Source organism: Streptomyces sp. NPDC001914, assembly GCF_042891215.1.
GTDB lineage: Bacteria > Actinomycetota > Actinomycetes > Streptomycetales > Streptomycetaceae > Streptomyces.
In genome coordinates, this window is the sequence record NZ_JBIASW010000005.1 from 17339 (window position 1) to 30319 (window position 12981).

General features: G+C 72.4%; 20 protein-coding genes and 1 pseudogene. 17 read left to right on the plus strand and 4 right to left on the minus strand.

Going from position 1 to position 12981, the window contains the following annotated elements:
• Nucleotides 1–85: 85 nt before the first annotated feature.
• From ACFYYF_RS15580 to ACFYYF_RS15595, 4 genes and pseudogenes are all read right to left on the minus strand, one after another.
• Nucleotides 86–1048: pseudogene (locus ACFYYF_RS15580) on the minus strand (AMP-binding protein); the annotation flags it as partial.
• A gap of 35 nt (nt 1049–1083) precedes the next feature.
• On the minus strand, nt 1084–2796 hold the full coding sequence (locus tag ACFYYF_RS15585) for a recombinase family protein (protein ID WP_388775783.1): 1713 nt from the start codon (nt 2794–2796) through the stop codon (nt 1084–1086).
• On the minus strand, nt 2793–3215 hold the full coding sequence (locus ACFYYF_RS15590) for a hypothetical protein (RefSeq protein ID WP_388775785.1): 423 nt from the start codon (nt 3213–3215) through the stop codon (nt 2793–2795). Before ACFYYF_RS15590 ends, ACFYYF_RS15585 begins: the two co-directional genes overlap by 4 nt.
• Nucleotides 3216–3231: 16 nt before the next feature.
• Nucleotides 3232–3678 carry a helix-turn-helix domain-containing protein gene (locus ACFYYF_RS15595; RefSeq protein ID WP_388775787.1) on the minus strand — a complete coding sequence of 149 codons (447 nt, stop codon included), beginning with the start codon at nt 3676–3678 and terminating at the stop codon, nt 3232–3234.
• A gap of 277 nt (nt 3679–3955) precedes the next feature.
• On the opposite strand from ACFYYF_RS15595, the gene ACFYYF_RS15600 reads away from it, so the two are divergent.
• From ACFYYF_RS15600 to ACFYYF_RS15680, 17 genes are all read left to right on the plus strand, one after another.
• Nucleotides 3956–4180 carry an XRE family transcriptional regulator gene (locus ACFYYF_RS15600; RefSeq protein ID WP_388775790.1) on the plus strand — a complete coding sequence of 75 codons (225 nt, stop codon included), beginning with the start codon at nt 3956–3958 and terminating at the stop codon, nt 4178–4180.
• Nucleotides 4177–4380, plus strand: a complete 204-nt coding sequence (locus ACFYYF_RS15605) for a hypothetical protein (RefSeq protein WP_358914035.1) — start codon at nt 4177–4179, stop codon at nt 4378–4380. Before ACFYYF_RS15600 ends, ACFYYF_RS15605 begins: the two co-directional genes overlap by 4 nt.
• 67 nt (nt 4381–4447) lie before the next feature.
• Entirely contained in the window at nt 4448–4819 is a 372-nt protein-coding gene (locus ACFYYF_RS15610; RefSeq protein WP_388775794.1) for a hypothetical protein, read from the plus strand.
• Nucleotides 4816–5190: a hypothetical protein gene (locus ACFYYF_RS15615; protein WP_388775796.1), complete on the plus strand. Its 375-nt coding sequence runs from the start codon at nt 4816–4818 to the stop codon at nt 5188–5190. The genes ACFYYF_RS15610 and ACFYYF_RS15615 overlap by 4 nt, the downstream gene beginning before the upstream one ends.
• The gene (locus tag ACFYYF_RS15620; protein ID WP_388775798.1) at nt 5187–6281 is read left to right on the plus strand and encodes an ERF family protein; all 1095 of its coding nucleotides are present in this window, start codon (nt 5187–5189) and stop codon (nt 6279–6281) included. The genes ACFYYF_RS15615 and ACFYYF_RS15620 overlap by 4 nt, the downstream gene beginning before the upstream one ends.
• Nucleotides 6278–6979, plus strand: coding sequence for a hypothetical protein (locus ACFYYF_RS15625; RefSeq protein WP_388775800.1), 702 nt, complete (start codon nt 6278–6280; stop codon nt 6977–6979). The genes ACFYYF_RS15620 and ACFYYF_RS15625 overlap by 4 nt, the downstream gene beginning before the upstream one ends.
• Nucleotides 6976–7149 (plus strand): hypothetical protein, encoded by a 174-nt coding sequence (locus tag ACFYYF_RS15630; protein ID WP_388775803.1) that lies wholly within the window; start codon nt 6976–6978, stop codon nt 7147–7149. Before ACFYYF_RS15625 ends, ACFYYF_RS15630 begins: the two co-directional genes overlap by 4 nt.
• 236 nt (nt 7150–7385) lie before the next feature.
• The gene (locus ACFYYF_RS15635) at nt 7386–8336 is read left to right on the plus strand and encodes a mucin-2 (RefSeq protein ID WP_388775805.1); all 951 of its coding nucleotides are present in this window, start codon (nt 7386–7388) and stop codon (nt 8334–8336) included.
• Nucleotides 8333–9037 carry a cell surface glycoprotein gene (locus tag ACFYYF_RS15640; protein WP_388775808.1) on the plus strand — a complete coding sequence of 235 codons (705 nt, stop codon included), beginning with the start codon at nt 8333–8335 and terminating at the stop codon, nt 9035–9037. The genes ACFYYF_RS15635 and ACFYYF_RS15640 overlap by 4 nt, the downstream gene beginning before the upstream one ends.
• Nucleotides 9034–9513 (plus strand): hypothetical protein, encoded by a 480-nt coding sequence (locus ACFYYF_RS15645; RefSeq protein WP_388775810.1) that lies wholly within the window; start codon nt 9034–9036, stop codon nt 9511–9513. Before ACFYYF_RS15640 ends, ACFYYF_RS15645 begins: the two co-directional genes overlap by 4 nt.
• Nucleotides 9510–9680 carry a hypothetical protein gene (locus tag ACFYYF_RS15650; protein ID WP_388775813.1) on the plus strand — a complete coding sequence of 57 codons (171 nt, stop codon included), beginning with the start codon at nt 9510–9512 and terminating at the stop codon, nt 9678–9680. The genes ACFYYF_RS15645 and ACFYYF_RS15650 overlap by 4 nt, the downstream gene beginning before the upstream one ends.
• Before the next feature lie 117 nt (nt 9681–9797).
• The gene (locus ACFYYF_RS15655; RefSeq protein ID WP_388775816.1) at nt 9798–10313 is read left to right on the plus strand and encodes an HNH endonuclease signature motif containing protein; all 516 of its coding nucleotides are present in this window, start codon (nt 9798–9800) and stop codon (nt 10311–10313) included.
• A gap of 2 nt (nt 10314–10315) precedes the next feature.
• Nucleotides 10316–10813: a single-stranded DNA-binding protein gene (ssb, locus tag ACFYYF_RS15660; RefSeq protein WP_388775818.1), complete on the plus strand. Its 498-nt coding sequence runs from the start codon at nt 10316–10318 to the stop codon at nt 10811–10813.
• Between the two features lie 96 nt (nt 10814–10909).
• On the plus strand, nt 10910–11581 hold the full coding sequence (locus ACFYYF_RS15665; RefSeq protein WP_388775820.1) for a hypothetical protein: 672 nt from the start codon (nt 10910–10912) through the stop codon (nt 11579–11581).
• Nucleotides 11578–11916, plus strand: a complete 339-nt coding sequence (locus ACFYYF_RS15670) for a hypothetical protein (RefSeq protein WP_388775823.1) — start codon at nt 11578–11580, stop codon at nt 11914–11916. Before ACFYYF_RS15665 ends, ACFYYF_RS15670 begins: the two co-directional genes overlap by 4 nt.
• Nucleotides 11913–12707 carry a hypothetical protein gene (locus ACFYYF_RS15675; RefSeq protein ID WP_388775824.1) on the plus strand — a complete coding sequence of 265 codons (795 nt, stop codon included), beginning with the start codon at nt 11913–11915 and terminating at the stop codon, nt 12705–12707. Before ACFYYF_RS15670 ends, ACFYYF_RS15675 begins: the two co-directional genes overlap by 4 nt.
• Nucleotides 12704–12973 carry a hypothetical protein gene (locus ACFYYF_RS15680; protein WP_388775826.1) on the plus strand — a complete coding sequence of 90 codons (270 nt, stop codon included), beginning with the start codon at nt 12704–12706 and terminating at the stop codon, nt 12971–12973. Before ACFYYF_RS15675 ends, ACFYYF_RS15680 begins: the two co-directional genes overlap by 4 nt.
• The last annotated feature ends 8 nt before the right edge of the window (nt 12974–12981 follow it).

Genomic DNA, 12981 nt, shown 5'->3' on the forward strand with positions numbered 1-12981 from the left:
AACGCCGTACGACCGTGAAACGCCCGTGTGCCGGGCGGGGGACCCTGGGGTTCCCCGCCCGGCACACGTGTTCAAGCCGTCCGGGTCAGAGCTTGGTCACGTCCAGGCTGCCCTCGGCGTACCGCTTGCGGATCACCTTCTTGTCGAACTTGCCGACGCTCGTCTTCGGGACGGCCTCGACGATCGACCAGCGCTCGGGAAGCTGCCACCGGGCGATCTTGCCCTCTTCGGCGAGGAAGGCGCGCAGGGTCTCGAAGTCGGCGGCGGAGCCCTCCCGCAGGACCACGGTGGCCAGCGGGCGCTCGCCCCACTTCTCGTCGGGGACGGCCACGACCGCGGCCTCGGCCACGTCCGGGTGGGCCATGAGGGCGTTCTCCAGGTCGACCGAGGAGATCCACTCGCCGCCCGACTTGATGACGTCCTTGGCGCGGTCGGTGAGGGTCAGGAAGCCGTCGGAGCTGATCGTGCCGACGTCACCGGTCTTGAGCCAGCCGTCCTCGCTGAACTTGTCGGCGGGGCGCAGCGGCTCCCCGTCGTTGCCGCCGTAGTAGGCACCGGCGATCCACGGGCCACGGACCTCCAGCTCTCCGGCGGACTCGCCGTCCCACGGGAGCCGTTCGCCGCCGGGGCCGGTGAGACGGGCCTCGACGCCCGCCGGGAAACGGCCCTGGGTGAGACGGTAGGCGAACTCCTCCTCCGTCCCCACGGCGTGGGCCGGCGGGCGGGCGACGGTGCCGAGCGGGGAGGTCTCGGTCATGCCCCAGGCGTGGCTGACCCGCATGCCCAGAGCGTCGAAGGCGGCCATGAGCGAGGGCGGGCAGGCCGAGCCGCCGATCGTCACCTGGGCGAGGCAGGAGACGTCACGGGGCTTGGCGGTCAGCTCGGCGAGCAGTCCCTGCCAGATCGTCGGGACGGCGGCGGCGTGCGTGGGCCGCTCGCTCTCGATCATCTCGGCGAGCGGCGCGGGCTGGAGGAAACGGTCGGGCATCAGCATGTTGATGCCCGACATGAAGGTCGCGTGCGGCAGGCCCCAGGCGTTGACGTGGAACAGTGCGCCTAAAGGGGCAAATAAAAACGGGCTGGTCAGAACAGGGTTTCACCGTCGGCGCGGTCGTCGACCTCGGCCGGCTCGTCCTGGCGGGCGACGACCTCGCCCATGATCGGGGCCCACGGGTCCGGCTCGAACACCGGATGCACCTCGACCCGCGTCTCGATCCAGCGCGACCCCTCCGTACGGGTGTCGTGGCACACGACGCGCCGTACCAGCTGCCGAAGAAGTGCGTTCTTCTCGATCGGCTGCATGTGCTCCCACGCCGCGACCAGGCCGAGCATCAGGGGTACGAACTCCTCGCGGGTCGGCGTCGCCTCGGCCTCCCCCAGTTCGGCCATCGCCTTCATGATCGTGCCCCGCTGTCCGGCGAACTGGTCCCGCACACGCGCGAAGCTGTCCGCCGGGTACTTCTCAGGGTTCATGGCGTTGTCCATGACCAACCGGTCGAGGGCGCCCTCGACCTTGGTCAGCTCGACTTGCAGCCGGGCCCGCTCGCGCTGCGCGCGGGCGCGCGGGTCCTCGACCAGGTCGGCCCGTTGCGCGGGCACGGACGGCGTGGCATCTATGCCCGGCGCGGCCTCGCGCTTGAGCCACGTCAACACCTCGCCCTCGACGAACTCGCGCTTCACGCTGATGCCCTTGGGGCAGTCGAGCCGGTTCGCGGACTTGTGCCGGCTGCACACCAGGAGATGCCCGCGCAGCTGCTCGCCGTGGCTGGTGTACGACGCGGCGCTCACGTGGAACCGGCAGTACCCGTGACGGACCAGGCCGGTAAGGGGATAGGTCGCCTTCCGGGCCCGCGGCGGCGTCGCCTTGACCAACTTCCGGTGTTCCTTGTACGCCTCCCACTGGTCGGGGGTGATGATGCGCGGCTGTGCGCCGGGCAGGTAGATGAACCGGTTGTCGGGACACCGGCTCTTGGTGCCGCTGCTGTACCCGCACGGGCACGTCTTGTCGTGCGTACGGAGCAGGCCGGCGGCGAACCCTGAGTCGAGGTACCGCGAGAGGCTGCTCACGCCCCATGAATTGCCGCGCATGGTGGGGATGACCAACTCCTCGTTGAGCCAGTGCACCAGGGAGTTGAAGCCGTCGTGTTCCTCGATCTTGCGCTCGTACAGTTCCTCAAGCACTGACGCGTGGTCGTGGTGCAGCGCGTACCGCTCCTGTTGCAGCCGGATGCCGTCCGGCGCGGTCGGGTCGGGGATGCGCCGGCGGTGCCAGATGTAGCCGAATCGCGCCCGGCCGGTTGCGGGCAGCTTGGCGGCGAGCCGGTGCTCGTGGGTCTCTTTCCACTGCTCGCCGGCGCGGTCGCTCTCGAACGCGGCGAACTCCATGTACATGCCGCGCGCCAGTCGGCCGATGGCGGTCGAGGCGTCGATCGGTTCGGTTGCCGATTCGAGCAGGCCGCCGACTGCCTCGACGCGCGCGAGGTTGGCAGCGTTGCCGGTCCGGTTGCGCCCGAACCGGCTGTATCGCCATACCGCGATGCCGCGGACCTCGCGGCGCTCGATGCGCTCGATGCCGCCCATGATCTTCCGTTTGAAGTGGCGGCCGGACTCGTCGAGGTCGATGATCCAGTCGACGATGCGGCGCCCGGTGCGTTCGGCCCACTGCTCGATAGCGGTCCGTTGCAGTTCGGGGCTGATCTTCTCCTCTTTCCACGTCGACACGCGGATATAGCCGATCCACGGCTCGGCGGCGTAGGCCGGGCCGTGGAACGTGGTTGGGATGTCGGGAAGGGTCATACGATCTTCCGTTCGTCGTCTTCGTCGTGCCGGATGAGCCGCAGCGGGCGCACGTTTCCGGCGGCGAGGGGGCCCTCGGTTTTGCCGGGGGCCCGCTGCTCGTGGAGGGTGGCGCGGTCCGCGATCGGCTCGACGTGCGTCCCGCCGTCCGGCGGTGCGGCGTGCTTGGTGAGCAGGCCCTTAGCGACGTGTTCGAGGGCGAGGCGGTAGCCGGCTTCGTGGGCGTCGGCGACCTGGTCCTCTACGCCGTCGTGGGCGCGCTGCGTCTGCCAGTAGCAGAGTGGGGGGAGAGCAGCGAACGCGAGCAGGATTCCGGCGCGGGATACGTCGCCCCCATCCTGGAAGATCCCGAGCAGGCCAATCACGATGCCTGCCACAAGGATTGCGACGGTGGGGGCGTACATCCTGCGGGCGTTCAACGGTGCCTCCGTGCGTTTAGTGCTCTGCGAGACGTTCCTCGCCTGTGTCGGGGGGTGGCTGTTGCAGCGTCGTCGCCATGGACACAAAGACGGCGCGCTTATGTGGGTCCGTGATGTTGAGGGCGGTCGCTGCCTGCTCAGGCGTCATGGCGTCCGGGCCGGTCTCTGGCTCCTGTATGGCGACCAGGTCGTCACTGCTGACGATGCCGGCGCGGAGCAGAACGGTGCCGAGGGTGACGCCGAGTTTGTCGGCGAGCCGGGCGAGTACGTCCATGTCCGTGACGCGCTTGCCTTCGAGCAGTCGCCCGACGGTTGATGGGCTAATGCCCGAATCTTCGGCGAAGCGGCTTTTGCCCCCGCTGCGCGCCCCCGAGAGGTCGTATCCCCGCGCGGTCAGCTCCTCGTGCAACCAGTCCGCGAACCGGTGGGCACGGTCGGTCTCGCCGTGCTTTCTGTTTTTCATGGGTGAAATGTAGCGCGTAGCTGTCTCGCGCGATACATAGCGTTTGAGACTCGGCGCGTCGTTGCACCTTCCCACCCCCTTGCAGCACGAACACAGGCCGTGACCTGCGAACTTGCATCGAACGTACGTCCGATTCTGTACCGGGCGTATCCCCCTGTCAACGCCATAACACCCACTGTCACAAGGCGGTGACAACCTCTCCTAACTTTCACTCCTGAAAGATAGGTGTTACTTTCTGTCCAGACAGGCATCCTGTCTGACCGGAAAGGAACGGCCCATGTACGACCGTGCGCACCTTGTGGCAGTTGCCACCGACAAAGGCGATCGGCACTACACAGACCTCGCAGCCCGGCTGAAAGTTGCCCCTACGACGGCTTGGCGTTTGTGGACCGGCAAGACCGCGCCGAGCGCCCGCCTCGCCGCCGCCGTACAGGACGAGTACGGCATCCCCGCCTCTCGCCTGCTGAAACTGCGCGAGCCGAGCACCCAGGCCGCCGCATGACCGGCCCGTCGACCGTGATCCCGCGCGAGGTCGCATTCGCCAACGCGCGGCGTGTTCTCGACCGTGCCCTCGACCGGATCGCCCGCGACCGCGCCGCCGGCCGCCTCGCCCCCGAGGCCGAACTCGCCCTACGCCGCGCCGAGCGCGCCCACCGCACCCAGCAGGCCGAGCAGGACGCCCCGAACCGCGCCGCCGCCTGAACGACGAAAGGCCGCCCGGTCGCGACCCGGACGGCCCTCCCCGACCGAACCCCGAGAGGCACCGATCGTGAACACCACCCAGCGTACCCACCCCCGCGCCGCCGAGGCCGTCGCGGGCGCCCTCGCCGCCCGAAAGCGCCTCGCCCTCACGGCCGTACTCGCCCGACAGCTGGACGAGATCACCCCCGGCACCGCCCGCGTGCGGATCGTCCCCGTGCGCACCGACCGCGACGGCGAGCAGCGCCTCGCGATGTGGGTCGCCCTCGACGACGCCCTCGGCCTGCCGCTCAAGGCCGACCGGCTCGCGCACCGCGCCGCCCTCGGCCTGCTCCGCCGAGCGTTCCCCGCCGCCGACTGGACCCGCCCGCACGCCTACGACGCATCGACGGGCGACCTCGCCCTCGACGCGCCGACCCTGCCCGAGGAGCTGCACCAGTGATCCGCCCCCAGCTGACCGCCGACGGCCTCGCCGTACGTCTGCCGATCGCCGCGCGCGCCGAGCAGCTGCTCGACGACCTCGCCCTCGCGTACGTCGAGGACCCCGGCACCCTCGGCGCCCTGCTCGCCCACCACGGCGACAACATCGCCGCCCTCGACCGCGCGATCTACGGGCACGACGTGCCCGAGTACGAACGGGCGATGCGCGCCGCCGCCGCCGACGGGAGCCGCGAGGCACTGGCCGCCGAGGCCCCGATCGCCGCCGACCTCGACGACCTGCTCGACCCCGATTCGGCGATCACCCTCGCCGGCCGTATCACCCGCCTCGCCGGACACATCCGTCACAGCAAGAACCGGAGCACGCGCCCGTGACTGTCACCCAGCTGCACCCGAACCAACTCGCCCCCGCCGAGGCCGTCGAGGGTGCCCCGTCCGTCCGGACGGCGTACGAGCCCGCGCCGCCCGGCACCCCCGCCGACACTCCGCGGGTGTTCCAGGTCATCCACGGCGTCATGCAAGACGTGATGCCGGTCCGCAAGGACCAGCAGAACACCCAGCAGAACTACAGCTTCCGGGGTGTCGACGACGCCATGTCGGCCATGGCGGGCCCGATGCGCTCTCACGGCTGTTTCATCGCGCCCGAGGTCGTCGAGCACCACCAGCGCCCGCGCGGCGACAAGGGCACGCACACCAACCTTCGGATGCTGTACCGCATCTACGGGCCCGCCGGCGACTGCCTGCTCGTGACCCTGCCCGGCGAAGCCATGGACAGCGGCGACAAGAGCACCAACAAGGCCATGAGCGCCGCCCTTAAGTACATGCTGTTCACGGTGTTCATGATCCCGGTCGACTCCCGGTCGATCGACGACAGCGACCAGGACACCGCACCGATCCCCGCCGCGCCCCAGCAGCGCCAGCAGGGCGGGCAGCAGCGCCAGCAGCAGCGCCGCAACGGCGGGCAGCAGCGCCAGCAGGGCGGGCAGCAGCCGCGCCGCAGCAACCGCGCCGAGGCGGGCCCGTGGGAGCAGCAGGCCCCGGCCCAGCAGCAGCGCCAGCAGCCGCGCCCCGACTACCTCGCCCAGGCCCGGAAGGCTCAGAACCCCGAGGCATTCGCGAAGGTGCGCGCCGCCGCCGTCGCCGCCGGGGCCCCGCCCGAGTTCATCGCCCAGCTGGACCAGGTCGACGCCGCGAAGAGGCAGGCCGCCCAGAAGTCCCAGCAGGCCCCGGCCCAGCAGCAGGGCGCCGCCGCCCAGCAGCAGCGCCAGCGGCAGCCGGCCGACGAGCAGGCCGTCGCCGTGGGCGAGTTGTACGACGCCGCCCGCACGGCGGGCGTCACCGACCGCGCCGAGGTCGAGCAGCTGTTCAGTTCCAAGTACGGCCGCAAGTCTGCCGAGGGCACCGTCGAGCAGCTGCGCGAGATGCGCGACGACCTGCTCGACGCCGCGAAGGCGGCGACCGCATGAGCGCGCCCACGTTCGACAGCTCGATCGATCAGCACCACTACGACACGATCACGGAACGCCTCGGCGTGAACCGGCTCAAGGTCGAGGCCGACGAGGCCGCGGGGCGCGAGCCGACGTTCGACGAGCAGCCGCTCGACGCCGAGCCCGCCGTCGCGCAGCCGGCCGAGTCGCTGCGCGACCTCGCGACCGAGGCCGCCGTGTTGAAGCTGCTCGCCGAGCGGGTGGCCGCCGCACAGAAGGACGTGAAAGCGCGCACGCAACGGGCCCTTGACGAGGCCGAGAAGCGCGACGGAACCGAGCGCGTCGTCGCGTCCCTGCCGACCGGTGAGCAGGTCGCCACGATCTCACTGCGCAAGGGGGAGACTGGACCGGTCGTCACCGACGAGGAAGCCCTCGCCCGGTGGGTCCGTAAGACGTGGCCCGACGAGGAGTGGACCACGACCCGGATCGTGCGCGAGGTCCGGCCGTGGAAGCTCGCGGAACTGCTCGCCGAGATGGACGCCGCCGGCGCCGCGAAGCTGGTCGACAAGACCACGGGCGAAGTCCTCGACGTGCCGGGCGTCGTCGTCAAGCCGACGCGGGCCCGCACGTACGCGATCACGTGGCGCAAGGGCGGGAAGGACACGACCGCCGAGGCGTGGCGTACGGGAGCCCTCGCGAAGCAGCTCGCCGCGATCACCGCGGGGGGTGACGAGTGACCCGCGCCGCCGCCGCCAGCCTCGCCGCCATGCGCCGCCGCCTCGACGAACCGCCGCCCGAGCCCGTGCCCGGACAGCTCGCCGTCGAGGTCGACCAGGAACCCGCCGTACAGCTGCCGATATTCGAGTGTGCCGGCGGCGCGCACTGGACCGCATGGCGCACAACGTGACCACGCCGCGCCTGCTCGATTGGCGCGACCGCCGCCACTGGTCGCGAACGGCCCGACCGTGCCGCTACTGCGGACACCCGACACACCTCCGAGACGACGCGGGCAAGCCGGCCGAAAAGGTCTGCGCCGAGAAGGCCCTCGCCGCCCAGTAGCGCCCCCATGACCGGCCCGGCGGCGAGGAGAGCCACCGACGCCCCTCGCCGCCGGCGCCCACCCCCGACAGGAGCACAACCCCCGTGACTTGGTTCAAGGTCGACGACACGGCGCACACGAACCCGAAGCTACTCAAGGCCGGTAACGCCGCCCTCGGCCTGTGGGTACGCGCGGGCGCGTATGCCGCGCAGCACCTCACCGAGGGCGTGATACCGGGCGTCGTCGCCCAGCTGTACGGCACGGCGCCCCAGGCCCGGAAGCTGGTCGCGTCCGGTCTGTGGCACGCCCCCGGCCACGACTGCACCCGGTGCGAGCAGCCGCCGGCCGGCGACTACGTGATGCACGACTTCCTGATCTACAACCCGACCCGCGCGCGCGTCGAGGACGACCGGGCCGCCGCCGCCGAGCGCCAGAAGCGCGCCCGTGAAAGGGCCGCGGAACAGCGGAACCAGGAGCGTAATCCGCTCGATTCGTCGGCGAATCGTCCGCGAATCGACGACGATCCGAGGCCGGAAAATCGCGAATCGTTCGCGAATCAGATCGAGTTTCCCGACGACATAGCAGGTCAGGAGCACGGGTCACACCGTGACGGCGAGGATGCGTCACGGTCCCCCCGTCCCGACCCGGCCCGTCCCGCTGTACCTCCTACGGAGGTACAGCAAGCTAGCTACGGCTCGACCCCGGCCGTGCCCCCGAACGTTGTCCCGTTGCGTGACGCGCTCACCGCCGCCGGGATCGTTGTCGAGTGGAGCCTCGAAACCGCCGACTGGTTCCGCCTTGAGGCGATCGTCGCCCGGACCGCCGTACCGGCCCTGGTCGATCACGCCCGCGAGCAGTGGCGCCGTGCCCGTTCCCGCCCGCGCTCCGTCCGGTACTTCCTGCCCGGATGGACCGCGCTCCCCCCCGTTGCCCCCGGCGCCCCCACCGCGCCCGGCGCCGACGTGATTCCCCTCGACGCCGCCCGTCCCGGCCGCGTGGCCCGCGCCGCCGGAATGTTCGCCGCCGCCCTCAACCCCCAGGAGAACGCCCAGTGAAGCGCGAAGAAGTCGCCGCCCTGCTCGCCTACGCCGTGAGCCTCGACCCACGCCTCGCCCCCGCGGACCAGGCCGAGGCCGACGAACGCCTCGCCCAGTGGGGCGACCTGCTCGCCGATGTGCCGCCGACGGCCCCGCACCCCGACGGCCGCGACTGGCACGCCGGCCACGTCGTCCGCCACCACATCGCGAGCAGCGCCTACCGGCTCCAGCCGAGCGACGTGTCGCGCCCGTGGCACGCCTTCAAGGCCGACGTACTCGGCCGGCACACCGACCCCGTACCGCCGGTCGACCCGGACAACCACCAGGCGTACCGCGCCGCCCTCGCCGACACCCGGACCGCCATAGCCACCGGACAGGCCGCCCCGTCGATGTACCGCGAGCTGACCGGCGGAAGCACCCGCGAGGAACGGAACGAGTTCGCCGCCGCCCGCCTCGCCGCCCTCGGCGACTACATGCCGCGCACCGTCGCCGACGAACTCAAGCAGTTCCGCAAGACGCGTGCCGAGCGCGAGCGCCGCGCCGCCGCCGGCCTGCCCGACCCGCTCGACGTGACGTGCCCGTACGTGACGTGCCGCGCCCGCAAGGGTCAGCCGTGCCAGCAGGGCGGGAAGCGCCGCACGGACCGCACCACGCCGCACCCGTCCCGCCTCGAACTCGCCACCGCCCAGCACTACGCCCCGAGGGAGCCGGCCGCATGAACCGGAACCAGAAGCACCCCGAGCGCGCCGCGCACCGCCGCCGCGCCAAGGCGACCGACCGCACGAAGAACACGAGCGGGTACCGGATCACGGGATCATGGGACGAGCGCCCCGACCGGCCCGCGGTGAAGCCGACCACCGACCGCAAGGCCGCCCGCCGCATCGCGCGCCACATGGCCGACCAGGGGGCGTACGTGATCGTCGAGGAGCACCACGGGTACGGCCGCTGGTCGACGTGGTTCGAGGTCGACGGGCCCGCCCTGCTCGCCGAACGCCTCGCCGCCGAGGTCGAGGCACGCGCCCGCGCCGAGGAGCAGCGCCGTGCCACCGAGCAGGCCGCCGCCGCCCGCCGTGCCGCGGCCGAGCAGTCCGAGCGGGACCTCGACGCCCTCGCCCGCATGATGGTGCGCCCGCCGGTCGCCCGCGAGCAGTGCGGAAGGCGCGAGGCCCGGCACGTGACCGGTGCGCAGCGATGATGCCCGACGCCGCCCTCGCCGCGATCCGGGCCGCGGTCGAGGTCGCCCACGGCAACGGCCTCGACAGCGCCGAGGACGTGGCCGAGCAGGTCGCCGACGAACTCACGGCAGTGGGGTGGACTCTCACCCTCGACGAGCCCGAGAACGGCGCCCAGGCCGCCGCGTAGCCGCAGAACCGGGGGGCGTACGGAAGGACCCGCGCGCCCCCCTGTCTGCTAACTTTCTGTCCAGACAGAAAGTGTGTCTGTCCAGCAAGACCCCTACATCCCGACGGAGGTACATCCATGGACCGGCCCACCCCGGCCGCACGGTTCGCCGCCAAGGTGAACCCCGCGGGCCCCTGGTCACTCCGTCGGGACTGCCCCGGCCCCTGCCACCTGTGGGACGGCGCGCAGAACGAGAAGGGTTACGGGACCTTTTGGGTCGCCGGCCGCACCGTCAAGGCCCACCGCTACGCCTACGAGCAGGCCAACGGCCCGATACCCACCGGCCTTGAGGTCGACCACCGGTGCCGCCGCCGCGAGTGCGTCGCCCCCGGCCACCTCGACGCCGTCACGCACCGCGTGAACGTCCTCCGCTCAACCAACCACGTCGCCGCCCGCGCCGCCGTCACGCACTGCCCCGCCGGCCACGCCTACGACCAGGCGAACACCATCCGCGCGAAGGACGGGACGCGGAAGTGCCGGGCGTGCAAGAACGCCGCCGCCCGAGCCACCCGCGCCCGCGCCCGCGAGAACCGCCTCGCCCCCGTCGCGCCCCTACGCCCCCGCACCCCCCGCACCCTCGAAAGGGCCGCATAACCATGAGTGGCGACACCACGATCACGTTCACGGGCAACCTGGTTGCCGATCCCGAACTCAGGTTCACCCCCGGCGGCGCCGCCGTCGCCAACTTCCGCATGGCCAACACCCCCCGCAAGTTCAACCGCCAGACGAACGAGTGGGAAGACGGCGAGCCGGTGTTCCTCGGCGTAGCCGTATGGCGCCAGCAGGCCGAGCACGTCGCCGAGTCCATTAAGCGCGGCGACCGCGTGATCGTCGTCGGCCGGCTCACCCAGCGCCAGTACGAAGCCACCGACGGCAGCAAGCGCAGCAGCTACGAGATACAGGCCGACGAGGTCGCCCCGTCGCTGCTCCGCGCAACCGCGACCGTCACCAAGGCCACCGCCAACGCCCAGGGCGCCCAGCAGCCCGCCCAGCAGGCGTACGGCCAGCAGTCCTACGGCCAGCAGCAGGGATACGGCCAGCAGCCCCAGGGCGACCCGTGGGCGAACCAGGGCGCCCAGCAGCCCCCCTACTGACCAGCCCCCGACCGGGCCGCGCGTCCGGTCGCGGGCCCTCCCGCGCGCGTGAGCACCACCTCGACCCCCTCGGACCCGAGACAGGAGCACCACCCCATGACCCGCACCCCCGACGCCGTCGCGTTCGCCTCGCTCGACACTCACCGCCTGATCGTCACCGTGCCGAACACCGGCCCCGCCGACGTGGCGTGCAACCTCCCCCGCCCCGTGGCCGCCGACATCCTGCGACAGCTCGCCAACTCCCTGGAGAGCCCCGCCGGCGCGTGCGACACCGCGTACGCGACCGGCGCACCGTGCCCCCTTCACGACGCCCCCGTACCGCCGCGTCCGACCGGCCTCGACGACCTGCTCGCCGCCGTCGCCGACCAGCTGCCCGCCGACGACCCCGACCTCGCCGCCCTCGGCCTCGCCACCATGGCCACGCCCGAGCAGCACGACCAGGCGCAGCGCCCCACGACGGATTGGGTCGCCGACGTTCGGTCGGCCCTCGCGTTCAACGCCGAGGCCAGTCACCCCGTTGTGATCACGCTGCGCGATGTGCTGCTCGACGACGCCCACCGGTCGCCCGAGCAGGCCCTCGCCGCCGCCCTGGTCCTGCTCGCCGAGCACACGCGCGAGCTGTCCGCCCTCGCCCGCCGTGACGCCGACGAGTACCGCGACGAGCACGGCGTCAACCGCGGCACGCGCGGCCTGCTCACCGGCATGGACCACACGCGGAAGTTGCTCGACCGCCACGCGATCGGCCTCGATGCCCAGGTCACCGAGTGACCGGCGCAGCATGGGCGTTCGTCGCTGTCGCCCTGGTCGTCGCGTCCGGCGTGCCCCTCGGCCGTTGGGCGTGCCGCCGCGACCCCGGCCCCCTCGCCCGCCCCCGCCCGCGCATGGTCCGCGGGCAGGGGTGGCGCTACTACGCCCACCGCGCCGGACTGCTGCCCTCCCCGAGCCTGCTCTACCTCGGCGTGCCGTTCGGGACCGCCCGACAGCGCCGCCGCCGCGCCGACCGCGCCCTCGCCCGCCTCGCGCGCGGCGAGGGCCGGGCGTGCCCCCCGAGCTGCACCACATGCCGAGCGCTCACCGAACGCGCCAAGGAGAACGACCAATGACCACCCCCGAGCCGCGCCGCCGCCGGCACTCCCGCACCAAGGGACGCGACCACGAGCGCAGCGACCGCCGCGCCGGCCTCGACATCCTGCTCGCCCGCGCCGACCGCGGCACCCTCTCGCGCACCGAGGCCGCCCTACTGCGCGAGTACGTCACGGAGGAGCAGCGCACCGCCGACGAGTCGCGCAAGGCGAACGCCGGCTCGACGCGCGCCCTCGAACGGCACCGCGCCGCCGCCGAGGCCGCCATCGTCGAGGCCGAGCAGCGCGCCGAGCAGGCCGAGGAGATAGCGCGTGCCGCGCACCAGTGCAGCAACGAGGCCGAGAGCCACCGGGCCGCCGCCGAGGCCGCCCTCGACCGCGTGCGCGACCTCGCACACCGGATGCGCGCCGGTTCCCCCATGGGCGCCGCCGCCGTCTACGCCGAGCGCATCGAGCAGGCCCTCGACGGCGACCGCGACGCCCTCGACGCCCGACAGACCGCCATGCACGCAGCGTTCGCCGACCGTGCCGAGTCGATCGAGGTACGCCTCGCCGAGCAGAAGCGCGACCACGACATCGCGCTCGCCACCGTCGAGGAGCGCGCCCGCCGCCTCGGCGCCGCCATGCAAGGCACCGTGGACCACTACCGCGACCAGGCCAAGACCACCGAGCAGCGCCTCGCCGCCGTCCGGGCCGCCCTGCCCGACGAGCCACGGCCGCGCCTCGGCCTACCGAACGACCTCGCGTACGCCAACGGCCGCCACGACCTCGCCGAGCGCGTCCGGTACGCCCTCGACCCGGCCACGGCATGACCGAGGAGCAGCCGGCCACGCCGCCGGACATCGACCCCGAGCAGCTGCGCGCCGCCGTTGAGCAGCTGGGCAAGGCACTGCGCGCATGGGCCGAGGCCGTCGCACCGATCGTGCACGCCGCCGCCCGGACCCTCGCGCAAGCCGTCGAGGCCGCGCGCGCCGCCCAGCAGGACGACTACGCCCTCGCCCCGCCCCCGCACCGCCCGCGCGACCGGCCCGCGTGGCAGTCACCGCACGGCCCCGCCCGACCCGCACACCGCAGATAGCCAGGAGC

What these genes read in the sequence shown, in the direction of transcription:
- ACFYYF_RS15600 (WP_388775790.1), top strand. Translation starts at nt 3,956, where the DNA reads ATGTACGACCGTGCGCACCTTGTGGCAGTTGCCACCGACAAAGGCGAT.
- ACFYYF_RS15605 (WP_358914035.1), top strand. Translation starts at nt 4,177, where the DNA reads ATGACCGGCCCGTCGACCGTGATCCCGCGCGAGGTCGCATTCGCCAAC.
- ACFYYF_RS15650 (WP_388775813.1), top strand. Translation starts at nt 9,510, where the DNA reads ATGATGCCCGACGCCGCCCTCGCCGCGATCCGGGCCGCGGTCGAGGTC.
- ACFYYF_RS15675 (WP_388775824.1), top strand. Translation starts at nt 11,913, where the DNA reads ATGACCACCCCCGAGCCGCGCCGCCGCCGGCACTCCCGCACCAAGGGA.
- ACFYYF_RS15625 (WP_388775800.1), top strand. Translation starts at nt 6,278, where the DNA reads ATGAGCGCGCCCACGTTCGACAGCTCGATCGATCAGCACCACTACGAC.
- ACFYYF_RS15680 (WP_388775826.1), top strand. Translation starts at nt 12,704, where the DNA reads ATGACCGAGGAGCAGCCGGCCACGCCGCCGGACATCGACCCCGAGCAG.
- ACFYYF_RS15595 (WP_388775787.1), bottom strand. Translation starts at nt 3,678, where the DNA reads ATGAAAAACAGAAAGCACGGCGAGACCGACCGTGCCCACCGGTTCGCG.
- ACFYYF_RS15655 (WP_388775816.1), top strand. Translation starts at nt 9,798, where the DNA reads ATGGACCGGCCCACCCCGGCCGCACGGTTCGCCGCCAAGGTGAACCCC.
- ssb (WP_388775818.1), top strand. Translation starts at nt 10,316, where the DNA reads ATGAGTGGCGACACCACGATCACGTTCACGGGCAACCTGGTTGCCGAT.
- ACFYYF_RS15585 (WP_388775783.1), bottom strand. Translation starts at nt 2,796, where the DNA reads ATGACCCTTCCCGACATCCCAACCACGTTCCACGGCCCGGCCTACGCC.
- ACFYYF_RS15645 (WP_388775810.1), top strand. Translation starts at nt 9,034, where the DNA reads ATGAACCGGAACCAGAAGCACCCCGAGCGCGCCGCGCACCGCCGCCGC.
- ACFYYF_RS15665 (WP_388775820.1), top strand. Translation starts at nt 10,910, where the DNA reads ATGACCCGCACCCCCGACGCCGTCGCGTTCGCCTCGCTCGACACTCAC.